We start from the raw sequence: 24,297 nt of genomic DNA, 5'->3' as shown, positions 1-24,297 counted from the left end.
CCCCAAGCGACTCCAACAACCGGAACAACGCCGTCTCCACCGCGAACAACCCGGCCTGAGCGAACACCGTCTGATCCAGCACCCCACCAGCAACAGACTCGCCGGTCTCACCGGTCCGGCCGAGGATGATCTCGCGTAGGTCCAGCCCATCGGCCAGGCCGGTCACCACCCCGGCAGCGTCGATGGCGGTGAGCTCGGCCTCCAGCAACGCACACGCCTCATCCAAAGCGCGGGCGAACACCGGGAAAGCCGCATACAACTCCCGGCCCATCCCGACTCGCTGAGCACCCTGACCGGAGAACACCACCGCCACCCGGCCCGGCCGCACCCGACCCACCACCGAGGACGGCTCCAACTCCCCGGCTGCCAGCGCCCGCAGCCGGGCCAGCAGACCCTCGCGGTCCGCCGCCGCGACCGGCACCACCACTCGATGCTCCAGGCCGGCCCTTCGAGTCAACCCGACGGCCACATCGAGCACATCGGCCTCGTCGTGCTCGGTCATGAACCCGGCCAGCCGACCGGCCTGCGCGCGCAACGCCGCCTCGCTCTTGGCCGACACCACCACAGGCACCACAGGCACCGACGACGCCGGCGCGGCTGTGCCTTCCGTTCCAGCCGGAACGAGCGACCTCTCCCCGGCCAACGATCCTTCGACGGCGGGAGCAGCGGTGCCGAGGGCCGGCGGCTCCTCGACAGGCGGCTCTTCCAGGATCACGTGCGCGTTGGTGCCGCTGAAGCCGAACGACGACACCCCCGCCCGGCGCGGCCGGCCCTCGACCCGCGGCCATCGCCGGGCCTCGGTCAGCAACTCCACCGCCCCACCGGACCAGTCCACCTTCGACGACGGCGCCTCCACATGCAACGTCCTGGGCAACAACCCGTGCCGCATCGCCAGGACCATCTTGATCACACCGGCCACCCCGGCCGCCGCCTGAGTATGCCCAAGGTTGGACTTCACCGACCCCAGCCACAACGGCGACCGCCGTCCCCGGCCATAGGCGGCCAGCAACGCCTGCGCCTCGATCGGATCACCCAACGCCGTCCCCGTACCGTGCGCTTCGACCACATCCACATCCGCGGCCATCAACCCGGCGGCCGCCAGCGCCTGCAAGATCACCCGCTCCTGAGAGGGACCGTTGGGGGCGGTCAACCCGTTGGAAGCGCCGTCCTGGTTCACCGCGCTGCCACGCACCACCGCCAGCACCCGATGCCCACGACGACGAGCCTCCGACAGCCGCTCCACCACCAGCACGCCGACGCCCTCGCCCCAGGCGGTGCCGTCCGCGGCGTCGGCGAACGCCTTCACCCGTGCGTCCGGGGCCAGGCCCCGCTGCCGGGCGAACTCGGTGAACGTCTCCGGCGTGGCCATCACCGTGACCCCACCGACCAGCGCCAGATCACACTCCCCCGTACGCAGCGCCTGCGCCGCCAGGTGCAACGCCACCAGCGACGACGAACACGCCGTGTCCACCGACACCGCCGGCCCCTCCAGGCCGAACGCGTACGCCACCCGCCCGGACACCACACTGCCGTGCGATCCGGTGCTGAGCAGGCCCTCGGCCTCGGGCACATCCCGGCCGTAGCCGATCGCGTAGTCCGGGGCCATCACTCCGACATAGACCCCGGTGCGGCTGCGCCGCAGGCCGGACGGGTCGACGCCGGCGTGCTCCAGCGCCTCCCAGGAGGTCTCCAGGATGAGCCGTTGCTGCGGGTCGGTGGCGGTGGCCTCGCGCGGGCTCATCCCGAAGAAGTCGGCGTCGAACCGGCCGGAGCCTTCCAGGAACCCGCCGCGGTTCACGTAGCTGGTTCCGGGGCGGATCAGCTCCGGGTCGTACAGCGCGTCCAGATCCCAGCCCCGGTCGGTGGGGAAGCCGGAGATGCCTTCCCGCTCCGCGGCCACCAGGGTCCACAGCTCCTCCGGGGTGGTCACCCCGCCCGGGTACCGGCAGGCCATGCCGACGATCGCTATCGGTTCCCGGGCCCGCTCCGTCACATCGCGGAGCTGCCGCCGGGTTTCCTGGAGATCCGCGGTGGCCCTGCGAAGGTAGTCACGCAGCCGGTCGTCGCCAGACATGAGTCATCTCCCCCGTTCAGGGCGTCCCGTCCGGGCCGCCCAGTTCGCTGTCCAGCACCGCGAACAGTTCCTCGTCGGTCGCCGCGGCGAGATCCCGCAGCCGGTCGTGTGAAGCTCCGTTGCCGTCGGCACGGTGGTGCGCCTCCCGCCAGCGGCGGGCCAGCGCCTCCAGACGGGCCGCCACCGCCTCCACATCGGCCTGCCCGGACGGAGCCTCGGCGAGCGGCTCGGCCATCGTGGCCTCCAGTCGTTCGAGTTCGTCGAGTACGGCGCGTGCCGGGTCGGCGTGCTCCGGGTCGAGTTCCTCGAGGAGGAACTGCACCAGTGCCTCCGGGTTGGGGTGGTCGAAGACCAGCGTCGCGGGCAGGCGCACCCCGGCGGCGTCGGCCAGCCGATTCCGCAGTTCCACCGCGGTCAGCGAGTCGAAGCCCAGCTCGGCGAAGGCCCGCTCCGCCGCGATCGCGTCGACCCCGGCGTGCCCGAGCACCGCGGCCACGTGCGAGCGGACCAGGTCGAGGAGGATGCGGCGCTGTTCGGCCGGGAGCAGCCCCGTCAGCCTTTCGGTCAGCGACTCCTCGGTCGCGGGCGTGTCGGCCGCTGCCCGCCGCCGTGCCGGCGCGGCCACCAGGCCACGCAGCATCGGCGGCACCGGGTGGCCGGACAGCGCGTCCGCGTCCAGGTCCGCGGCGAGCACCACCGGCGCGTCCCCGGAGATGGCGGCGTCGAAGCGGCGCAGTCCGGTCTCGGTGTCGAGTTCGCGCAGCCCGGTCGCGGCCAGCCGCGCCGAGTCACCGGTGCCCACGTGGGCGGTCATCGCGCTGCGTTCCGCCCACAGCCCCCAGGCCAGCGAGTGCCCGGGCAGGCCGAGATGGCGCCGATGCTGGGCGAGCGCGTCCAGGAAGGCGTTACCGGCGGCATAGTTGCCCTGCCCTGGCGAGCCGAGCAGCCCGGCGGCCGAGGAGAACATGACGAACAGGGCGAGATCGTCCCCTCGGGTCAGGTCGTGGAGGTGCCAGGCGCTGTCGGCCTTGGGACGCAGCACGGCGGCGAGCCGGTCAGGGGTGAGCGAGGCGATCGTGGCGTCGTCGAGGACGCCGGCCGCGTGCACCACCCCGGTCAGCGGATGCGCCGCCGGGATGCCGTCGAGCAGCGCGGCGAGGGCGTCTCGGTCGGCCACGTCGCAGGACTCGACCCGTGTCGAGGCGCCCAGCTCGGCCAGCTCGTCGCGGAGCTCGGCGGCGCCGGGTGCGTCGGCGCCGCGGCGGGTGACCAGCAGCAGGTGCCGCGCGCCGTGCCGGGTCACCAGGTGGCGGGCGACGTGCCCGGCGAGGACGCCGGTGCCGCCGGTGATCAGGACGGTGCCGTCCGGGTCGAGCTCCCGTGGCACGGTCAGCGCGAGCTTGCCGACATGGCGTGCCTGCTGGAGGTGTCGGAAGGCGTCCTTGGCGCGCCGGGCGTCCCAGATGGTGACGGGGGCCGGTCGCAGCACGTCGTGTCGGTACAGCCGCAGCACCTCGGCGAGGATCTCCTGGACACGCTCCGGGGTGCCCGCCGGGTGCTCGGTGCGCGACTGGGCCACCATGTCGTAGGCCCGGTAGACGACCCCCGGGTGGGTGTCGGCCACCTCTTCCGCCCGCCGGATGTCGGTCTTGCCCATCTCCAGGAAGTGGCCGCCGCGGGGCAGCAGCTCCAGCGAGGCGTCGACGAACTCCCTGGCCAGCGAGTTGAGCACCACGTCCATCCCCGCGCCGCCGGTGGCGGCCAGGAACTTCTCCCGGAAGCCGAGGTCTCTGGAGGAGGCGAGGTGGGCCTCGTCCAGGCCGAGCGCGCGCAGCACGGGCCACTTGGCGGGCGACGCGGTCGCGTAGACCTCCGCGCCCAGGTGCCGGGCGAGCTGGATCGCGGCGATGCCGACTCCGCCCGCGCCCGCGTGCACCAGCACCCGATCCCCCGGGCCCACGCCGGCCAGGTCGACCAGGCCGTAGTAGGCGGTGAGATTGACGATCGGCAGCACCGCGGCCGCGGCGAACGACCAGTCGTCCGTGATCGGGACGAGCAGCCGCCGGTCGGTGATGGCCACGGTGCCGGCGCCGCCGTCGACCAGGCCGGTCACCCGGTCGCCCGGCCGCAGGTCGGTGACGGCGGAACCGACCTCCAGCACCACCCCGGCGGCCTCGCCGATCAGGCCGTCGTCCTCCTCGGTGATCATGTCGAGGGCGACCACCAGATCGTGGAAGTTGATCCCGGCGACGCGGGGCGCCAGCCGTACCTCGGTGGGCGCCAGCGGGCGGGTCGCCTCAGGCGCCGGCAGCAGCGCGAGGTTGGACAGCGTGCCCTTGCCGGTGGTGGCCAGCCGCCACGGCCCGGCAGGGGGGACGAGCGCGTCGGCGTCCCGCGCCAGCCGCGGCGCGTGAACCGTGCCGGCGCGCAGGGCCAGCTCCGGTTCGCCGGCATCGATCGCCGCCCGCACCGCCGCCCATGGCGGGTCCTGCTCGTCGGTGTCGAGCAGGACGAACCGGTCGGGATGTTCCGCCTGCGCGGCACGCACCAGGCCGGCGGCCGCCGCGTATGCCGGATCGGCGTCCTCTCCTGGGAGGACCGCCGCCGCGCGCCGCACCACCACGGCCAGTCGGGCGCCGTCCGCCCGGTCGCCGGACAGCCATCCGCGCAGCGCGGCCAGGGTGGCCCCGGTGGCCGCGTGAGCGGCGGCGGCCGGGTCCTCGCCACCGTCGCGGGGGACGTGGAACACCTCGAGGCCCGGAATCGCGGCCCCGGCGGACTCCTGCCCGTGCGGGGCGGCGAGGTGCGCCGTCGCCGCACCGTTGGCCGATCCCGCGCCGTTGGCCGACCCGGCACCGCTGGCCGACCCGGCACCGTTGGCCGACCCGGCACCGCTGGCGAGCGGCTCGGCCATCGGGGCCGGGACCGCCGGCGGGGCCACCGGGGGCAGCGGCGTCCAGGTGAGCCGCGGTGGCAGAACGTTCGCCGCCGCCGCGTGAGCCAGCTCCCCGTCGGTCACCGGGCGCACCACCACGGCCTCCACCGAGGCCATCGGGATCCCTCCGGGGTCGGCCAGCTCGATGGCGAAGCGGTCCGTCGTCCCCGGGCCCGATCCGTTCCGTCCGCGGTCGAGCTCGTCGGCACCGGGCCGGTCGACGACGCCGCGCAGCCGTACCCGTGCCGCGGTGGCGCCCGTGGAACGCAGCCGGACGCCGCGCCAGGTGAACGGCAGCTTGGGTGCGCCGGAGGCGCCGGAGGCGTCGCCGTCGAGGAGTCCCGCGGTGTGCAGCGCGGCGTCCAGCAGCGCCGGGTGGATCCCGAACCGGTCCGCCTCGCCGGCGACCGGCTCGGCCAGAGCGACCTCGGCGAAGATCTCGTCGCCGCGGCGCCAGGCACAGCGCAGTCCGCGGAACGCCGGCCCGTAGCCGTACCCGCCGGCGGCCAGGGTCTCGTACAGCTCCCCGATGTCCAGCTGCCGCGCGTCCGCCGGCGGCCAGGCCGCGCCGGGCGGCTGCGTGGCGGGCGGCTCCGCGTCGGCGGCCATCGCCAGGGTGCCGGTGGCGTGCCGGGTCCACGCGGGGGTCGCCGCGGCGCCGGCCGTGTCCGCCGACGCCGGCGCGGCGGACACCGAGATCTGCCGGTGGCCGTCCTCGGCGGTGCCCACCACCACGCGCACCCGGGTCGCGCCGTCGTCGGGCAGCACCAAGGGGCGTTCCAGGATCAGCTCTTCCAGCATGTCGCAGCCGGCCCTGTCGGCGGCGTGCAACGCCATCTCCACCAGCGCGGCGCCGGGCACCACGATCCGGCCGGCGACCCGGTGGTCGGCGAGCCACGGCTGACCCGCGATGGACAGCCGGCCGAAGAAGACCAGCCCGTCACCGTCCGGCTCGTCCAGCACCGCGGCGAGCAGCGGATGGTCGGCGGAGTCCAGGCCGGCGGCGCTCAGCCCGGCCGGTCCGCCCGGGGTGGCGGGCTTCCAGTACCTGTCGTGCTGGAAGGGGTAGGCGGGCAGTTCCACGCGCCGCCGCGCGAGCGGCAGGACCTTCGGCCAGTCCACCGGCACTCCGCGCAGCCACGCCTCGGCCAGCGCCGTGGTGAACCGGCCGCCCTCGTCGCGGCGCAGCGTGCCCAGCGCGGCCACGTCCACGCCGTCCGCGGCGGCGGTCTCCTCGATCGCCGGAGTGAGCATCGGATGTGGGCTCATCTCCAGGAACAGCCGGCGGCCCCGGGCCAGCAGCGCCCGGGTGGTCTCCGCGAACCGCACGGTCCGCCGCAGGTTCGTGTACCAGTACTCGGCGTCGAGCCCGGCGGTGTCCACCTCGGCCGCGGTCACGGTGGAGTAGAAGGGCACCCGGGCGGTCCGCGGGCGCAGCGCCGCGAGTTCGCGCAGCAGCGGTTCGCGCAGCACTTCCACCTGCGTGCCGTGCGAGGCGTAGTCCACGGCCAGCCGCTTGACGCGGGTGCCGTCCGCTCGCAGCCGGGCCTCCAGCGCGTCCAGCGCCGCGGCGTCACCGGCCAGCACCACCGAGCCGGGCCCGTTCACCACGGCCACCGACACCGCGTCGCCGTACCCGGCGAGCACCTCGGTCATCCGTTCGGCGGGCAGCGCCACCGACATCATGCCGCCGCTTCGGCCGGACAGGCGCTCGGCGACCGCGCGGGCGCGCGTCACCACGACCCGCGCCCCGTCGGCCAGGGACAGCGCCCCGGCCACGCAGGCGGCGGCGATCTCTCCCTGCGAGTGGCCGACCACCGCGGCCGGCTCGACCCCGGCCGCGCGCCAGGTCTCCGCCAACGCCACCATGACCGCCCAGAGAACCGGCTGGACCACGTCGACCCGGTCGAGCATCCGGGCGTCGCGCAGCGCCTCGCGCACCCGCCAGTCCACCAGCGCCTCGATCTCCGCGGCGCAGCGCTCCAGGGCCGCGGCGAACGCGGGCGAGGAGTCCAGCAGCTCGATCGCCATGCCGGGCCACTGACCGCCCTGCCCGGGGAAGACGAACACCGGCTGGTCGGCGCCGTCGTGCACGAGACCTCGGACGAGCTCGGCGGCCTGTTCGCCGGCGGCCAGCGCGCGCAGCCCGGCCACCGCGGCATCCCGGGTCTCGCCCAGTACGGCCGCGCGCCGCGGCAGGCCGGCCCTCCTGGTCAGTTCCGCGGCCACATCCAGCAGCTCGGCTTCGTCGTGCTCGGTCATGAACCCGGCCAATCGGCCGGCCTGTGCCCGCAGTGCTCCCTCGCTCTTGGCCGACACCAGCATCGGAAGCACCGCAAGCGCGGCGGTGTCCTCACCGGCCACGATCTCCGCCGACGGCACGACCGTGCCGGCGGGGACGTCCGACGGCTCCTCAGCGGGCGGCTCTTCCAGGATGACGTGGGCGTTGGTGCCGGAGATGCCGAACGAGGACACCCCCGCCCGGCGCGGCCGATCCGCAACGCGCGGCCAGGGCTGAGGTTCGGTCAGCAGCTCCACCGCCCCGCCCGACCAGTCCACCTTCGATGAGGGCGCGTCCACGTGCAGCGTCTTGGGCAACAACCCGTGCCGCATCGCCAGGATCATCTTGATCACACCGGCCACCCCGGCCGCCGCCTGGGTATGCCCGAGATTGGACTTCACCGACCCCAGCCACAACGGCGAACGCCGACCCTGACCGTAGGCCGCCAGCAACGCCTGCGCCTCGATCGGATCACCCAACGCCGTCCCCGTACCATGCGCCTCCACCACATCCACATCACCGGGCACCAACCCGGCAGCCCCCAACGCTTGAGCGATCACCCGCTCCTGCGAAGGACCATTCGGCGCCGTCAACCCATTGGAAGCACCGTCCTGGTTCACCGCCGAGCCACGCAGCACCGCCAGCACCCGATGCCCACGACGGCGAGCGTCCGACAACCGCTCCACCACCAAAACCCCGACACCCTCACCCCAGCCCACCCCATCGGCCGCCTCGGCGAACGCCTTGCACCGGCCATCGGCGGCCAGACCCCGCTGCCGCGAGAACTCCACGAACGCCCCCGGAGTGGCCATCACCGTCACCCCACCGGCCAGCGCCAGATCACACTCCCCGCTACGCAGCGCCTGCGCCGCCAGGTGCAACGCCACCAACGAGGACGAGCAGGCGGTGTCCACGGAGAGCGCGGGGCCGCGCAGGCCAAGGGTGTAGGAGACGCGCCCGGAGACCGTGGCGCCACCGGCGCCGGCCGGCACGTAGTCGTGGTACATCACCCCGGCGAACACCCCGGCGCTGGTCTCCCGCAGCGACGTCGGGTCGATCCCGGCCCGCTCCAGCGCGTCCCAGGACACCTCCAGGAACTGCCGCTCCTGCGGATCCATCTCCGCCGCCTCACGCGGACTGATCCCGAAGAAGTCCGGGTCGAAGTCGGCGGCGCCGTGAAGGAAGGCGGCCTCCCTCGCGTACGAGGTCCCCTCGTGCCCGGGCTCCGGGTGGAACAGCGACCCGAGGTCCCAGCCCCGGTCGGCGGGGAACTCGCCCACCGCGTCCCCGCCCTCGGTCACCAGCCGCCAGAGGTCCTCCGGGGAGTCCACGCCGCCCGGGTACCGGCAGGCGAGGCCCACGATCGCGATGGGGTCGGCCTCGGTGGAGGGCGCCGTCCGGGCCGCGGGCGCCGGCTCGGGCTTCGCTCCGGACCGGTCCGCCAGGAAGGCCGCCAGCGCGGTCACCGTCGGGTGGTCGAAGACCAGCGTCGCCGGGAGCGCCACGCCGACCCGCCGGCCCAGCCGGTTCCGCAGTTCCACTCCGGACAGCGAGTCGAAGCCCAGCTCCTGGAAGGCCCGGTCCACCGGCACCGACTCGGCCGCGCCGTACCCCAGCACGCCGGCGGCCTCCGCGCGGACCACGCCCAGCAGCAGCTCCCGCCGCTCCGCCGGGGCCAGTCGGTCCAGCCGGTCGGTGAGCGAGCCCGGTCCGGCCGCGGCGGCACGGGCCGACCGGCGGCCGGCCAGCGCGCGCAGCACCGCGGGCGGCTCGGTGTCCCGGCCGCGCAGCGCGGCGAGATCCAGCCGGCAGGCCACAGGCGCGGGGTGCCCCGCGGCCAGCGCCGCGTCGAACAGGTCCAGCCCCTCCGCGGCGGTGAGCGGTCGCATTCCTGAGGCGGCCAGACGGGCGGTCTGACGGCCGTCCAGCCGGCCGGCCATGCCGCGTTCCGTCTCCCACGCCCCCCAGGCCACCGACATCGCCGGGAGCCCGGCGACGGCCCGCCGTACGGCGAGCGCGTCCAGCGCGGCGTTGGCCGCCGCGTAGTTGCCCTGTCCGGCGGCGTCCATCAGCCCGGTCGTCGAGGAGAACAGCACGAACGCCCGCAGGTCGCGGTCGCGGGTCAGCTCGTGCAGGTGCCATGCGCCGTCCACCTTGGGCCGCAGCACCGCCGTCACCCGCTCCTCGTCGAGCGCCGGGATGGTGCCGTCGGCCAGTACTCCGGCCGCGTGCACCACGGCGGCGAGGGGACGCTGGGGCGGGACCTGGTCCAGGAGCGCGGCGAGCGCGGCGCGGTCGGCCACGTCGCAGGCGGCCACCGTCACCTCGGCGCCCAGCCCGGTCAGCTCCTCGCGCAGCTCGGCCGCGCCAGGTGCGTCGAGGCCGCGGCGACCGGTCAGCAGCAGGTGCCGCACCCCGTGCTCGGTGACCAGGTGCCGGGCCAGCAGGGCGCCCAGGCCGCCGGTCCCTCCGGTGATCAGCGTGGTGCCCTCGGCCGGCCATGCCACACCGGCGTGATCCTCGGTTCGCGCGTCGGGGCGGCCGGCGTCCGGCGCCGCTCCGCCGGCGGGGTTCCCGGCGTCGAGGCGGGTCAGCCGGGGCACCCAGAGCCGGCCGGCGCGAACGGCGGCCTCGGGCTCTCCGGCGCGCGACGCGGCCGCGGCGGCCTCGTCGATCACAGCGCGGTCCGGGTCCAGCGCGGGGTCCAGGTCGACCAGGACGATCCGTCCCTGGCTCTCCTCCCTGGCGGCCCGGGCCAGCCCCCAGACCGCCGCCTGCGCCACGTCCGGCGCCGCGCCGCCGATCGCGACCGCGCCTCTGGTCGCGATCACAAGGGTGTCATCGGCGGAGGGCTCGGCGGCCAGCCAGCGCCGCACGCGCTCCAACGTGGCCACCACGCCGTGCCGTACCCGCTCCGGCGGGGATGCGGCCGAGGTGTCATCCCCGGCCGCGGTGTCATCAAGGGTGGCGATGTCATCCCAGGCGGCCACGCGCACCTCGGCCGCCGCGATGGCGTCCCGCGCGGCCGGCCCCTGCGCCGCGCCGTCGTCCGGCGCGGCGTCGTCCTGCGCGGCCAGCGGCCGCCACTCCACCGCGTAGAGCGGGCGGGTCGCCGCCCCGCCGCCGGCCGGGAGGCCGTCGGCGAGCGGGCGGGACTCGAGCGATGTCACCGTGGCCAGAGGCCGGCCCGTCGCGTCGGCCAGGTCCAGCCGTACCGCTCCCGCTCCGGCGGTGTCGTCGGGGCGCAGCCGTACCCGTGCCGCGGCGGCGCCGGTGGCGTGCAGCTCGACCCCGCGCCAGGCGAACGGAACCACCGGCCGCCCGTGCTCGTGCCCGGCCTCGTCGGCCGGTCGGCCCCCGGTCGTCTCCGCGTCCACTTCGGGCAGCAGGCCCACCCGCAGCGCGGCGTCCAGCAGCGCGGGGTGCGCGCCGTATCCGGTGGGATCCACGCCCTCCGGCAGCGCGATCTCGGCGTAGAACTCCTCGCCGCGTCGCCAGGCGGCGCGCAGCGCGCGGAACGCCGGGCCGTACTCATAGCCGCGCTCGGCCAGCCGGTCGTCGAACCCGTCGACGTCCACGGGTCGCGCGTCCGGGGGCGGCCACGCGGTGAGTCCGGCGCCGTCGGCCGTGGCGGGCGCCAGGGTGCCCTGGGCGTGCCGGACCCAGCCTTCTCCGGTCGTCGAGTGGATCTCCACGGCGCGGCGGCCCCGATCGTCCGGCGCCCCCACGGCGACCTGGACGGCCATGCCCCCCGCGTCGCCTTCCCCGGTCACCGCGGCGGGGATGACCAGCGGGGACGTAAGGACGAGCTCGTCGAGCCGACCGCAGTCCACCTCGTCGCCGGCGCGGATCGCCAGCTCCACGAAGCCGGTCCCGGGAAAGATCACGGTGCCGTTCATCGTGTGGTCGGCCAGCCAGGGCTGGGTACGCGGGGACAGCTGCCCGGTGAGGGTGACGGCGCCGTCCGGGTGGGTCACCGCGGCGGCGAGCAGCGGGTGCTCGACAGGCGCCTGGCCGGCCGCCGACACGTCCCCCGCCCGGTGCGCCTCCAGCCAGAACCGGCGCCGCTGGAACGGGTAGGTGGGCAGGCCGACGGGACGGGGCGGGGTCTCACGGTCGGCGAACCAGGCGGCCCAGTCCACGCTCACGCCACCGGCCCAGGCCGCGCCGAGTGCGGCGCCGAAGTGCGCCACCTCGTCGCGGTCGCGGCGCAGCAGCGGCACCACCGGGTCCGCGTGGCCGCCCTCGGCCAGAATCTCCTCGACCATGGGGGCGAGCTGGGCGTCCGGCCCCACCTCCAGGAAGCGGGTGACTCCGCGTCGCCGCATGACCTGGACACCGTCGGCGAACCGCACCGGCCGGCGCACGTGCTCGACCCAGTAGCCGGGCTCGGTGACCTCTTCGCCGGCCAGGTCACCCGACAGGTTGGACACCAGCGGCAGCTCCGGGCGACGCAGCGTCAGCCCGGCCACCACCTGCTCGAACTCGGCCAGCATCGGTTCCATCAACGGCGAATGGAACGCATGCGACACCCGCAACGGCCGGGTCCGGTGCCCGTTCTTGCGCGCCCACTCCACGACCTGATCCACCTGGTCGGCAGCGCCGGAGACCACCACCGAACCCGGCCCGTTGACCGCGGCCACGGCCACCTGGCCGTAATCGGCCAGCACCGGGACGATCTCCTGTTCGCCGCAGCCGATCGCCGCCATCGCACCGCCGGACGGCAACCCCTGCATCAACCGGCCACGAGCGGCCACCAACCGGCACGCGTCCGCCAAGTCCAGAACCCCGGCCACATGCGCCGCGGTGATCTCCCCCAGCGAATGCCCGGCCACATAGTCGGGCCGCACCCCGAACGATTCCAGCAGCCGGTACAACGCCGTCTCCACCGCGAACAGCCCGGCCTGGGCGAACACCGTCTGGTTCAGGGCGGCGGCCGTCTCGTCGGCCTGGGATGCGGGTGCCAGCACCTCACGCAGGCCGAGCTTGGGTGACCCGCCGGACACGCCGGCCAGCTCGGCCGCCAAAAGGTCGGCCGCCTCGTCGAAGGCCCGCGCGAAGACCCCGAAGCGCGCGTACAGGCCGCGGCCCATGCCGAGCCGTTGCGCGCCCTGTCCGGAGAACACCAGGCCCAGCCGCCCGGTACGGGCGGCCTCGACGGCCACATCCGGCGGCGGTTCACCCGCGGCCAGGCCGCGCAGCGCGGCGAGCAGGCCGTCCCGGTCGCCGGCCACCAGCGCGGCCCGATGCGCCAGCGCCGCCCGCCGGGTCAACGCCCACGCCACGTCCGCCATCTCGGCGTCGGCGCCCTCGGCGAGGAAACCGGCCAGCCGGTCGGCCTGCGCGCGCAACGCCGCCTCGGACTTGGCCGACACCACCACCGGCATCACCGGGGACTGCGCGGGAGGGGCGGCCGTGCGGTCAGGGGATGAGGACTCCGCCGGGACGGCCTCGTCCGGCGCCTCCTCCAGGATGATGTGGGCGTTGGTGCCGCTGACCCCGAACGCGGAGACACCGGCGCGGCGCGGGTGGCCGTCCCGCGTCCATGGCCGGGACTCGGTCAGCAGCTCCACGGCGCCGGCGGACCAGTCCACTTCCCCGCTCGGCGCATCCACGTGCAGCGTCTTCGGGAGCGTGCCGTGCCGCATCGCCAGCACCATCTTGATGACCCCGGCGGCGCCGGACGCCGCCTGGGCGTGGCCGATGTTCGACTTCACCGACCCCAGCCACAGCGGTGATCGGCGGTCCTGGCCATAGGAGGCCAACAGCGCCTGCGCCTCGATCGGATCGCCCAGCCCGGTCCCGGATCCGTGCCCCTCCACGACGTCGACGTCCGATCGCGACAGCCCCGCCGCGGCCAGCGCGGCGGCGATCACCCGCTCCTGGGACGGACCGTTCGGCGCGGTCAGGCCGCTGCTGGCGCCGTCCTGGTTCACGGCGGAACCGCGGATCACGGCCAGCACGGGGTGCCCGTGCCGCTGCGCGTCGGAGAGCCGTTCCAGCAGCAGCAGGCCGACCCCTTCTCCCCAGCCGACCCCGTCCGCGGCCGCGGCGAACGACTTGCAGCGGCCGTCCGGGGAGAGAACGCCCTGCCGGCCGGAGTCGACGAACAGCTCCGTGGTGGACAGCACGGTGGCGCCGCCGGCCAGCGCCAGCTCGCACTCGCCGCCGCGCAGCGCCTGCGCCGCCAGGTGCAGCGCCACCAGCGACGACGAACAGGCGGTGTCCACGGTGACCGCGGGCCCCTCGAAGCCGTACAGGTAGGAGATACGCCCGGACGCCACGCTGCGGTGGCTGCCGTGCGCGATGAATCCCTGCACGCCGCGGGGGATCCGGTCGCTACGCGAGCCGTAGTCGCCGTACATCACTCCGACGAACACCCCGGTACGGCTGCCGCGCAGCGCCGTCGGGTCGATCCCCGCGCGCTCCACCGCCTCCCAGGTGGTCTCCAGCAGCAGCCGCTGCTGCGGGTCCATGGCGGTGGCCTCGTTGGGGCCGATGCCGAAGAACTCCGGCTCGAAGTCGGCCACATCGCGCAGGAAGCCGCCCTCGCGGGCATAGGTCTTGCCTGGTTTGCCGCGCTCCGGGTCGTAGATCGCCTCGATGTCCCAGCCGCGGTCGGCGGGCATGGGCGTGACCGCGTCCACCTCGTCGGTGACCAACCGCCACAGGTCCTCGGGTGCGGTCACCCCTCCGGGGTACCGGCAGGCCATGCCGACGATCGCGATCGGCGCCCCGCCGTCCGGGCCGACGCCCAGCTCGCGCAGGCGATCCTCGGCGACGCGCAACCGCCGCCGGGATTCCCGCAGATCCGCCGTCGCTCTTTTCAGGTAATTGACAAGCTTCTCTTCGTTGTCCATTACCAACCTAGGATTAATAGGAGCGTTGAGCTCGCCAGGCTTGATGGTTCAGGAATAGTAGAAGCGTTCGCTCGCCGGGCTTGATGGTTCCCACCCATTCGGCGCCGCCACCAAACTACGAAACGTTCGGAGTCCGACTAACCCCTAGCGCCCCCTAAGACCAATTGTTGTCGGCCCGTATCAGTTCGCCGGCGCGCGCGGTGAGCGCCTTTCTGTCCACCTTGCGGTTGGCGTTGAGGGGAAGTTCGTCGAGGTGGTGATATCGCTTGGGCACCATGCCGTGCGGCAGCGTGCGGCGCAGCCGGTTGGCCAGCTCGACCGGTGGACGCGCCTCGCCGGTGTAGAACACCACGAGCTCCATGCCGGCCGCGCCGTCGACCCCTACCGCGGCCGCCTCGGCCACCCCGTCGCCGGCGGCCAGCAGCGCGTGCTCGATCTCCGCCAGTTCCACCCGCCAGCCCTGCACCTGCACCTGGGCGTCCCGCCGGCCCAGGTAGCACAGCTCGTCCCCGGGGAGCCGCCGCACCCGGTCGCCGGTGCGGTACCAGGTGTGCCCCTCGTGCTCCAGGAAGCGGCCCGCGCCGTCCTGCGGATCCAGGTACCCGGGGGTGAGCTGCGGCCCGGTGACGCACAGCTCCCCCTCCGCCTCCTCGGTCGGCCGGCCGTCCTCGGTGGCGAGCAGGATCCGGTGTCCGGGGTGCACGGCGCCGATCGGCACGACGCCGTTGGCCGCGACCTTCGCGGAGCGTTCCGGCGACCAGCGGTGACCCGTGATGGTCACGGTCAGCTCGGTCGGCCCGTACAGGTTCTCCACCGTGGAGAACGGCGCCGCGCGGGTCCAGTCCTCGACGTCCTGGCAGCGCAGCGCCTCTCCGGCGAAGAAGCTCCACCGCAGGCCCGGCAGCGTGTCCGGCCGCAGGGCGCCGAGCCGGCGGGCCAGGCTGATGCCGCTGGGCGTGGAGAACCACACGGTCACCCGGTGACGCTCCAGGAAGGCGGGCAGGTCGGCGTGGCCGCGCGGGGGCACCGGCACCGCCGCGGCCCCCGCGCCCCAGGCGCAGAACAGGTCGAAGATGGCGCAGTCGAAGGTCAGGTCGAAGGTCTGCGAGAAGGCGTCGTCGGGGCCGAAGTCGTAGCGTCCGTCCAGCACGCCGAAGTAGTGGTGCAGGTTGCCGTGGGTGAGCACCACGCCCTTGGGCCGGCCGGTCGAGCCGGAGGTGAACAGGATGTAGGCGCGAGCCTCGGGCGGCACCGCGCGCGGTTCGGCCGGCGCGTGCGCGGCCGCCACGGGAATCCCCCCTTCGCCGCCCCCCTGGGGCAGCAACGCGGCCCCGCGGTAACCGCGTTCCCGCAGCTCGGGCAGCAGGCCGGCCCCGCGCGCATCGGCGATCACGGCGGTGACGCCGGCCGCCGCGGCCATGCGCGCCGTCCGGTCGGGCGGGAAGCCGACGTGCAGCGGCACCACCGTCGCCCCGGCGTACAGCGCCGCGAGCACCCCGGCGTAGGCCGTGGTCCCCTTCTCGGCGAGTACCCCTATCGGGCCCGTGACGCCGCTGTGGAGCAGTGACCCGGCCCAGGTGAGGGCGAGCTCGTGCAACTCCTCGAAGGTGACCGTGCGGTCGCCGAGGCGAAGCGCCGCACCGCGCGGCGCGGCGGCCAGTCCGCTTAGAAATCGCCCGTGGAGGTTCCGGTGAATATCTCCGCCCATTTCTTTCCCCCAGCGCGAGTTATTGAGGCATAATTAAAGCCATGTGGGACAAACAGTTTGAGGCGCTGCTGCGGCCCCGCCTTCCCTTGCTGTCTTCCGGCGATGTGCTCACCGCGGACACCGACCTCCGGGAATTCGGTTTGGATTCCATGGGCGCGGTGGAACTGTTGAGCGCACTGGAAGCCGACTACGCCGTACAGTTCGACGAGGAGGCGCTCGTCCTGGACACCTTCACCACTCCGGGGGCCTTGTGGGCGGCGCTCAGCGCGGCCCGTCCGACCCTCTGAGGCCGCCGGGTCACCCCGCCGCCGAGCCACGCTCCGCACCGGCTTCTCCGCCGCGCGACGAGCGGGGCTCGGCATCGCGAGCCCCTGCGGCGAGGAGCGGCCGCTTCGGCCCGACCGGCACCACCTCGAAATTACGTGTGGTGGCCGGCACCCGGCCGAACAGGGCGTCCGGCCCGGCCACGCAGACCGTGCGCACTCCCTGGGCGCGCAACGCCTCGACCGTCCCCGGCCAGTGCATCTGCCGGACGAAGCCGTCCAGGAGCAGGTTCCGCACCTGCTGCCCGGTGGTCAGCAACGACCCGTCGTGGTCGGAGATCACCGGCAGCCGCGGCTCGGCGAACTCCAGCTCGTCGAGAACCTCCTTCTCCGCGCGTTCCCGTAGCCGGGCGAAGGACGGGGAGTGCATCGGCGGCCGCATCGTGTACAGCGACAGCCCGCCGGCGGCGCGGATCGCCTTCTCCAGCTTCGGCAGATCGTCCGCCGAGAGCGTGACCATGAAGAAGTCCCTGTCCACGCGGCAGGCCACGTCCGCGACGCGGCCCCGCGCGGTCAGCTCGCCCAGCAGTTCCTCGGCCACCGCTGGATCCACCCGGACGAACGAGTGGGTGACCAGGCTCCGGTGTTCCCGGCTGAAGTAGTCCGCCACGCACCGGGCCAGCCGGGCGGTCACCCACACCGCGTCGGCGAAGCCCAGCGAGCCCACATAGGCGGCGGCCACCTTGCCCCCGAAGCTCGGCCCGGTGCACAGCCCCGGGCGGGCGGGCAGCGCCTCACGCTCAGCCCACTCGGCCAGAGCCAGGCAGGTGACCAGGAAGGCCACCTGGGCGTACTCGGAGTAGTCGCCGTCCGCGCGGCGGAACCGGTCCAGCACCGGGTAACCGAGCGCCTCGTCGGCCTCGGCGAACAGCCGCCACGCCAGCGGCACCTCGGTGGCGAGCCGCTGGATGTCGGCGTATCCGGTCGGCCCCATTCCTGGAAAGACCATCGCGATCTCGTGGCTCAATGCGTTATCCACCAGGGCACGCTAACCGCGGCCGCCCGGACAGACCCACCCCTAGTACCCCTCATCGTGATCCGACCGGCCCCACCATCCGCGCTCATCCCGGCGATCGTGTGCTCCAATGCGCCGGCGCTCACTCATGGCCGTCGTGCCTGCGCTGGACGTAGTGGAGCGCGTCCAGCAGTTCGGCCGAGCCCACCGGGCGGGAGCGGCGCCGCGCCACCAGCCCATCCAGCGGCAGCGCGCCGACGTCCGCCCAGCGCAGCGCCCCGTCGCCGTCGATGTGGCTGCGCGCCGCGCCCCGGTTGTCCGGGTGCACGCAGTAGGGGATGTCCAGGTAACCCAGCTTGAACGCGCGCAACAGCGCCCGGCCCACGTCCGGGTGCAGCTCCAGCGTGGCCTCGACCAGCCGCCGCGCCTCGGCGTACACCTGCGAGTCGGTACGGCTCGGCGGCGGCACGGCCGGCCGCGCGGCGCGCGCCACCGTGCCGGCCAGCTCCAGCGCGGCCACGTTCTCCTCGATCGTGGGGATGCGCTGGGACTCCGCCTCGGTCTTGACGATGAGCCGCTCCGCTCCGGTGCGCACGGCCAGCTCGGCGGCGGCGGTCAGCAGCGACGCGGCGCCACGCGGAGTCTCGGGGTAGACCCCCATGTACGCGTAGACGACCACGTGCCGGCGCACGCCGGCGAGGAACTCCTCGGCCAGCGCGCGCAACGCGAGCACCGCCTCGATGTCCTGCTCCAGGCTGGTCTGCTGGGCGTAGCTCAGCGAGATGTCACGCAGACCGTGGGCCTGGAAGAACAGCCCCTCCAGGACGCTGATCGCGACGAGCTGGCCGGGCGGGCAGAGCTGGCCCAGCAGGCAGCCGCCGAAGGTCTCCAGGTGCGGTTCCCGCCCCGCCGCCCGCCCACGGGTGGCCAGCAGCTCGCAGCCGCGGGCCCAGTGGTCGACCGCCTGGTTCAGCGGGATCCGGCTGTAGGGCAGGCAGTAGGAGACCGGGCCGCCCTCGGTGGCGTCCAGGCCGACGTCCAGCAACGCCTCGAAGATCCTCCCGGGGTTGGCCGAACCGTGCCGCACCTGCACCGGGAAGGTGGTGTCCCGCACCCCGCGCAGCAACTCCTGGTTGGTCGCGAGGCCATGGCTGACCAGGGGGTACCCGTTGAGCGCGGCGCCGGAGACCAGCGCCGCGGCCGCCGAGTGCAAGTCGCCCACCCGGGTGTAGCTGTCCACGGTGATCGTCCCGGCGGTGGCCGCCCGGGCGCGTTTCGTGGCGAGCAGCCCGGCGCGCATGGTCGCCACGTCGCCGAACCCCATCCGGGGCTGCACCACCAGCTCGCCGCTCGCGGCGGTGTCGGCCACGAAATCGCCGAATCCCGCGGCCATCGCGCGCTCAGCCGAACTGGAGCGGCGCCCGCGCCGCAGCGTCGTCCGCCGACCAGGCCACCGCGGCGGCCAGCGTCCTGAACTCATCGAGGTCCTCCGGACCGCGATCGAAGACCCGGTCACACCCGGCCGCGGCGAGCTCGCCGGCGAGGCCTTCCTCCCGCCGCCCGGTCACCCCGAGGCGGCCGCCGATCACGATCGGGACGTCGGCCAGCTCCGGCCGGGCGCGCAGCTTGGGCACGACCCGCAGGCCCTCCCGGTACCCGTGCCCGTTGACGGTGCTGATCACCACGAGGTCGGGGCGCTGGTCCACGCACTCGGTGACCAGCAGATCGTCCGGGACGCACGGGCCGAGGTTCACCACCTCCAGCCCCTCCTCCTCGCAGACCAGCTGCAGGTAGACCAGGTTCCAGGTGTGGGAGTCGGATGCAACTCCGGTCACCAGGGCGCGCGGGCGGCCCTTGCGCGGGCTCGGGTTCGGGTCGGGCAGTGTACGGGTCACGTCAACTCCCTGTCGCGGCGTCGCTTGCGCGGGTCCCCGGATGGGTCCCGTCAACAGTGGCGAGGTAGGCCAGCAGCACTTCCCGGAACCGGTCGGGTTCCTCCAGGTGCGGGAGGTGGCTGGAGTTCTCGAGGATCTCCCAGCGGGAGTCCGGGATGAGGTCGTCGAACGGGCGGACGCACTCCGGGGTCGCCTCATCGTGCCGCCCCGAGATGACCAGGGTCGGCACCTCGATGGACGGCAGCAGGTCCTCGACCGACCAGTCGCGCAGCGTGCCGACGACGTGGAACTCGGTCGGCCCGTTCATCGTGTAGTAGACGGTCGGGTTGTTGTGCATCTCCATGAAGGACGCCCGGTAGTCCGGCGGCCACGGGTTCACCAGGCACACGTACCGGTCGAAGAAGACGCGCATGGCATCGAAGTACGCACGGCTGTCGGTGGTGCCCGCGGCCTCGTGCCGGGCCAGCGTCTCCTGCACCTCGCGCGGGAGCGTGGCGCGCAGCCGTACCATCTCCGCCCGCCAGGTGGGCATCGAGGCCGGCGAGTTCGCGATGACCAGCCCGCGCAGGCCGCGCGGGCGGGTCGCGGCGTGCGTGGCTCCCAGCATGCCGCCCCAGGAGTGGCCGAAGAGCAGGTAGCCGTCGGCCACGCCGAGCCGCTCGAGCAGGTTGTCCAGCTCGTCGAGGAACAGCCGCACGGTCCAGAAGTCCGCGCCCTTGTCCGGCAGGTGCGTGGAGCCGCCGTTGCCCAGCTGGTCGTAGTGGATCACCGGCCGGCCGGCGTCGCTGAGCGCGCACAGCAGCAGCAGGTAGTCGTGCGTGCTGCCGGGCCCGCCGTGCAGCACCACCAGCGGCACGCGCCCGCCGGACAGGTCACCGCTCACCCGGTACCAGGTGCGGTACTCCCCGAACGGCACGGTGCCCTTCGCCGTCGGCCGTCGGCTCATCTGCCCCAACCCGGTCACCGCAGGGCGCGCTCGGCCACGCCGAGGTCCCGTATCGCACCGGCGTCATCGCCCGACTCGCCCGCGCGATCCGTCGCGACCAGGCGTTCCAGCCGGGGGACGAGCTCCGCCGGGGTGGGCTCGGTGAGCATCTCCCGGCGCAGCCGGTCGGCGGCGGCCCGCGGGCCGGGCTCGTGCACCAGCGCCGCCACCGCGTCCCGGAAGCCGCGTGCGTCGAGCTTCGGCGGCGGGATGTAGGCCCCGGCGCCGTAGTCGGCCAGCCGCTTGGCCTTCACCGGGGTGTCCCAGGTGTTCGCGATCATCAGCTGGGGCACCCCGTTGAGCAGCGCGGCGCTCAACGTGCCGGCCCCGCCGTGGTGCACCACCGCCGCGCAGGTCGGCATCAGCAGGTTCATCGGCACGAAGTCGACGATGCGCACGTTGTCCGGCACCTGTCCGAGGCGGGCGCGCTGCTCGGCGTCGAGCGTGGCCACCACCTCCACGTCCAGCTCGGCCGCCGCCCTCACCAGCTCGGCGGGGCCGAGCGTCCAGTCGTGCAGGAAGTCGCCGCCGGTCCCGCCCAGGGTGAAGCAGACGCGGGGGCGGCGGGGAGGCTCGGCCAGCCAGTCCGGCATCACGGAGCGGCCGTTGTACGGCAGCGTCCGCATGCCCACCACCGGTACCCCGACCGGCAGCCGCAGGCTCTGCGGCATCGTGGTGTCGATCGTGAGCCGCCCCGTGGTCACCTCCTCGGTGAACGGGCGGCCGTACCGCGCCAGGGTCAGCGTCAGCCACTCGCCCACCGGGTCCTCCCAGTGCGCCCGCGGCTGCCGGGCACGCAGGTCAAGGAAGGTGCGGCGAGCGCTGCCCAGCACGTCGAGGCCCCACAGCGCCCGGGCGTGCACCGCCCCGCTCGCCTCCGCGGCGACCGCGCCGGCCAGCGTGAACGGCTCCCAGACCACCAGGTCCGGGCGCCATCGCCGGGCGAAGTCGACCAGCTCGTCCACCATCGCGGTGTTGTTGATGGCGGCCAGCAGCAGCGGCGCGATCACCATGTCGAAGTCCAGAGCCTGTTCCCAGGTGACCGGCTCGTCGCGGTCCTCGTGCACCTGGGGCGGGCCCATCGCCGCGGCCGGCCGCTCCCGCACCTCCTCCAGCTCCGGATCGGTGCCGACGGGGACCGCGGTCAGCCCCGAGGCGGTGATCGCGTCGGTCAGCGAGGGCTGGCTGGCCACCCGGACCTCGTGTCCGGCGGCGGCCAGCGCCCAGCCGAGCGGCACCAGGCAGTTGTAGTGCGAGGCGAGGGCGAACGAGGTCAGCAGGACACGCATCAGGTCTCTCCAAGCCCGAGCACGGGCAGCTCGACGGGGCCGCGCACCACGGGGGCGCGACGCCGGTACACCGGCGCGCCGGACGGCCGCAGGTTCGGCCGCGCCTCGGCGAGAATCCGCAGCGCCACCTCGGCCTGCGCACGCACCAACGGGGCGACCGGGAGGTGGTGGAGCCCGCCGGCGAAGGCGAGCGGCTCCGGCTCGGCCTGGCGATCAAGACGGTAGTCGTCCGGCTCCGGGTGCCGGGCCCCGTCCCGGCCCGCGGCCGCGGTGATCATCACCAGGTGGCTGCCCGCCGCCAGATCCGTCCCGGCCGGTGCGACGGGGGCCGCGGCCACCCGGATCTCCACCTGCACCGGCGGGTCGTACCGCAGCGTCTCCGCCACGGCCGCCGGGGCCAGGTTCGGATCCCGGCACAGTGCCTGCCACCACCCGGGCTCGGCCAGCAGCGCGTGGACCGCGTTGCCCACCAGGTGCGCGGTGGCCGGGGCGGCGGCGGTGGACAGCAGCACCCGCACGGCCCGGTCGGCCGTGTCCGTCCCGTCAGGAGCCCCGGGTGCCCCGCCGAACAGCTCGTCGAGTCCGGCCACGGCCTTCTCTGTCCGGCGGACCAGGGCCAGCGGCTGGGCGGCGAGCAGGGTGTCCGGCAGCACCGCGGCGCCCGCGCAGCACTCCGCGTACCGTGGCAGCGCGGCGGCGGGAACCCCGAGCAACGCGCCGGTGGCGGCGGTCGCCACCGGCCAGGCGTAGTCGGCCATGAGATCGCCGCCGGTGACCCGGTCGAGGCGGGCCAGGCACTCCCGCTCGACGGTCTTGCGATGGGCGGCCAGCGCCTCCGGGTCGACCAGAGGCTCCCAGTGGGCGCGCAGCCGCAGGTGCTCGTCTGCCTCGGCGCCCGGCGTGCCGTACCCGTAGAAGGGCAGCGGCTGCTCGGCGGCCGGCGAGCCGTCCGGGCCCGACATCCGCCACCGCGGGTCCGCCAGGACCTCGGTGATCACCTCCGGGTCCGCGGTCACCCAGCTTCCGGTCCCGCTGTGGTAGATCGGGCCGCGCTCACGGATCGCGGCGTAGAGAGGGTAGGGATCGTCGGCGCCGCGCAGGACCATGGCGTAAGGGTCGCCCAGGCTGCCCAGCACGCGCTGCATGGCGCGGGCGTTGAGCAAGCGCAGTCCCAACTCGTAATCGGCTGCCGGGTTGGCGCCTTCGGGCATGGTGCCTCCACCTAGCCGGCGATCGGATCGACGCTCGCCACGGTAGAGGCGGACGTTCCCCCTAGATCAACCTGGCTCAACCCCTAATGGGCCTCTCCCCGGCCCGATGAACCACGTGTGGAAAGGGGCCGGGGCGGCCGGCGGAGAAGCCCGCGCACCTGCACCTGAGCGCCCCTCACCCGCCTCAGTGCGCCTCAGGCACCCCGGGCACGCCCGGCACCCCCGGCACCTCTGGCTCCGCGGGCTCCGCGGGCTCCGCGGGCTTGACGCCGGCGCGGCGCAGCGCGAACAGCGCGATGACGGCCAGCGCCATCATGAGCGCCGCGGACACGTAGAGCGGCACCTGCATGCCCAGGGTGAACGCGGCCCGAGCCGCCGCGGCGAGCCGGGCGCCCAGTTCGCCGGGCAGGTCGGCGGCGATCGCGAGCGCCGCCGAAAGGGTCTCGGACGCCGCCGCGCTCTGCGCTTGCGGCACCCCCTGCGGCATCGTGTCCAGCAGGGTCCGGCTGTAGACGACGGTACTGACCAGACCCATGAGCGCGATGCCCATCGCGGTCCCGAGCTCCAGACCGGTCTCCGACAGCGCGGAGGCACGCGCGGACCGCTCCGGCGGCACGCTGCCGAGCACGATGTCCACCGCCACCGTGGCCACGATCCCGGTGCCCGCGCCCACCAGGATCATCCCCGGCACCAGCACCGCCAGCCCGGAGTCCACCCGGATTTGCGACATGACCAGCAGGCCGACGGCCATGAGAAGGGGGCCGGCGGCGAAGATCGGACCGGGCCGGACCCGCTGCGCGAGGGAGCCGGCGACCACCGCGGCGACGATCACCCCGGCCCCGGCGGGCATCTGCCACAGCGCCGCGGGCAGCGGGCTCAGCATCAGCACCTGCTGCAAGTACGGTGAGGCGAGATAGGTGCCGCCGGTGAGAGCGAACATGACCAGCGCGTAGCCGCCCACCGCGGTCGCGAAGACCGGCCGCCGGAAGAGGCTGATATCGATCAGCGGCTCGGCCAGCCGGCGCTGCTGGCGCACGAACGCCAGGCCGAAGCCGGCGCCCGCGATGAGTGCGACGACCGACCAGATCGACGGTCCCTCCAGGGTCAGTTGCTTCAGTCCGTAGATCAGTGGCAGCACCGCGGCCAGCGACAACAGCGCACCGAGCAGGTCGAAGCGGCCCTTGCGGGGGTCCTGGGACTCCGGCAGCAGCATCCGCCCGGCGACCAGCAGCAGCAGCATGAACGGCACGTTGATCAGGAAGACCGAGCCCCACCAGAAGTGCTCCAGCAGGAAACCGCCCAGCGGCGGCCCCAGCACCACGCCTCCCGACGAGCCGGCGGTCCAGACGCCCACCGCCATCTTCCGTTGCCCGGGATCCTGGAACAGCGTGCGGATGAGCGCCAGCGTGGACGGCATGAGCGTGGCGGCGCCGATGCCCAGAAGCACCCGCGCGGCGATCAGCAGTTCGGGCGAGGTGGCGTACGCCGCGGCGGCCGAGCCGACGCCGAAGACCACCGCGCCGCCCAGGAGCACCCGCCGCCGGCCGATGCGGTCGCCCAATGCGCCCATCGGCATCAGCAGCCCAGCCAGCACGAACGTGTAGATGTCCATGATCCACAGCAGTTCGGCGCCGCCGGGCCGGAGCGCTTCGGTGATCCAGGGGACGGCGAGGAACAGGATGGTGATCGAGTTGGACAGCAAGATCACAGGAAGAGTGAGGACAGCGAGGCCGAGCCACTCGCGAGGTCCCGCGGTGGGGGGGGTCATCTGCGCCATGCCC

Annotated in this window: 11 protein-coding genes; 1 reads left to right on the top strand and 10 read right to left on the bottom strand. The window is 74.2% G+C overall.

Going from position 1 to position 24,297, the window contains the following annotated elements:
* The 3 genes from ACWEN6_RS08635 to ACWEN6_RS08625 all read right to left on the bottom strand — a co-directional run.
* On the bottom strand, positions 1 to 2,074 hold a 2,074-nt coding region (locus ACWEN6_RS08635), incomplete at its 3' end, for a type I polyketide synthase (RefSeq protein WP_452569630.1).
* A gap of 16 nt (positions 2,075 to 2,090) precedes the next feature.
* Complete coding sequence (locus ACWEN6_RS08630; RefSeq protein WP_452569629.1) at positions 2,091 to 14,150, bottom strand: SDR family NAD(P)-dependent oxidoreductase; 12,060 nt, start codon at positions 14,148 to 14,150, stop codon at positions 2,091 to 2,093.
* Positions 14,151 to 14,304: 154 nt separating this feature from the next.
* On the bottom strand, positions 14,305 to 15,858 hold the full coding sequence (locus ACWEN6_RS08625) for an AMP-binding protein (RefSeq protein ID WP_452569628.1): 1,554 nt from the start codon (positions 15,856 to 15,858) through the stop codon (positions 14,305 to 14,307).
* Between the two features lie 41 nt (positions 15,859 to 15,899).
* Here ACWEN6_RS08625 and ACWEN6_RS08620 point away from each other — a divergent pair, with 41 nt between their 5' ends.
* Positions 15,900 to 16,145: an acyl carrier protein gene (locus ACWEN6_RS08620; RefSeq protein ID WP_354920240.1), complete on the top strand. Its 246-nt coding sequence runs from the start codon at positions 15,900 to 15,902 to the stop codon at positions 16,143 to 16,145.
* Between the two features lie 10 nt (positions 16,146 to 16,155).
* Here ACWEN6_RS08620 and ACWEN6_RS08615 read toward each other — a convergent pair whose 3' ends face one another.
* The 7 genes from ACWEN6_RS08615 to ACWEN6_RS08585 all read right to left on the bottom strand — a co-directional run bounded on the left by ACWEN6_RS08615 (position 16,156) and on the right by ACWEN6_RS08585 (position 24,293).
* The gene (locus ACWEN6_RS08615) at positions 16,156 to 17,160 is read right to left on the bottom strand and encodes an ACP S-malonyltransferase (protein WP_452569627.1); all 1,005 of its coding nucleotides are present in this window, start codon (positions 17,158 to 17,160) and stop codon (positions 16,156 to 16,158) included.
* A 118-nt stretch (positions 17,161 to 17,278) separates the two neighbouring features.
* Complete coding sequence (locus tag ACWEN6_RS08610) at positions 17,279 to 18,529, bottom strand: methylaspartate mutase (protein WP_452569626.1); 1,251 nt, start codon at positions 18,527 to 18,529, stop codon at positions 17,279 to 17,281.
* 7 nt (positions 18,530 to 18,536) lie between these two features.
* The gene (locus ACWEN6_RS08605) at positions 18,537 to 19,031 is read right to left on the bottom strand and encodes a cobalamin B12-binding domain-containing protein (protein ID WP_452569625.1); all 495 of its coding nucleotides are present in this window, start codon (positions 19,029 to 19,031) and stop codon (positions 18,537 to 18,539) included.
* Position 19,032: 1 nt separating this feature from the next.
* The gene (locus ACWEN6_RS08600) at positions 19,033 to 19,977 is read right to left on the bottom strand and encodes a proline iminopeptidase-family hydrolase (protein ID WP_452569624.1); all 945 of its coding nucleotides are present in this window, start codon (positions 19,975 to 19,977) and stop codon (positions 19,033 to 19,035) included.
* A 14-nt stretch (positions 19,978 to 19,991) separates the two neighbouring features.
* Positions 19,992 to 21,305: an activator-dependent family glycosyltransferase gene (locus ACWEN6_RS08595; RefSeq protein WP_452569623.1), complete on the bottom strand. Its 1,314-nt coding sequence runs from the start codon at positions 21,303 to 21,305 to the stop codon at positions 19,992 to 19,994.
* A complete protein-coding gene (locus ACWEN6_RS08590; protein WP_452569622.1) occupies positions 21,305 to 22,516 on the bottom strand; it encodes a cytochrome P450 family protein in 1,212 nt (403 codons plus the stop codon). Before ACWEN6_RS08590 ends, ACWEN6_RS08595 begins: the two co-directional genes overlap by 1 nt.
* Before the next feature lie 184 nt (positions 22,517 to 22,700).
* Entirely contained in the window at positions 22,701 to 24,293 is a 1,593-nt protein-coding gene (locus ACWEN6_RS08585; RefSeq protein ID WP_452569621.1) for an MFS transporter, read from the bottom strand.
* Positions 24,294 to 24,297: the final 4 nt, after the last annotated feature.

The sequence above is a fragment of the Sphaerisporangium sp. NPDC004334 genome (genome assembly GCF_053602655.1).
Note: the sequence above shows the minus strand (reverse complement) of the source record. Positions and strands in the feature narration are given on the sequence as shown.

Bases quoted from the DNA above. Each gene is read 5' to 3' on its own strand.
- ACWEN6_RS08630 (WP_452569629.1), bottom strand. From the start codon at position 14,150: ATGGACAACGAAGAGAAGCTTGTCAATTACCTGAAAAGAGCGACGGCG.
- ACWEN6_RS08625 (WP_452569628.1), bottom strand. From the start codon at position 15,858: ATGGGCGGAGATATTCACCGGAACCTCCACGGGCGATTTCTAAGCGGA.
- ACWEN6_RS08620 (WP_354920240.1), top strand. From the start codon at position 15,900: ATGTGGGACAAACAGTTTGAGGCGCTGCTGCGGCCCCGCCTTCCCTTG.
- ACWEN6_RS08610 (WP_452569626.1), bottom strand. From the start codon at position 18,529: ATGGCCGCGGGATTCGGCGATTTCGTGGCCGACACCGCCGCGAGCGGC.
- ACWEN6_RS08600 (WP_452569624.1), bottom strand. From the start codon at position 19,977: ATGAGCCGACGGCCGACGGCGAAGGGCACCGTGCCGTTCGGGGAGTAC.
- ACWEN6_RS08595 (WP_452569623.1), bottom strand. From the start codon at position 21,305: ATGCGTGTCCTGCTGACCTCGTTCGCCCTCGCCTCGCACTACAACTGC.
- ACWEN6_RS08590 (WP_452569622.1), bottom strand. From the start codon at position 22,516: ATGCCCGAAGGCGCCAACCCGGCAGCCGATTACGAGTTGGGACTGCGC.
- ACWEN6_RS08585 (WP_452569621.1), bottom strand. From the start codon at position 24,293: ATGGCGCAGATGACCCCCCCCACCGCGGGACCTCGCGAGTGGCTCGGC.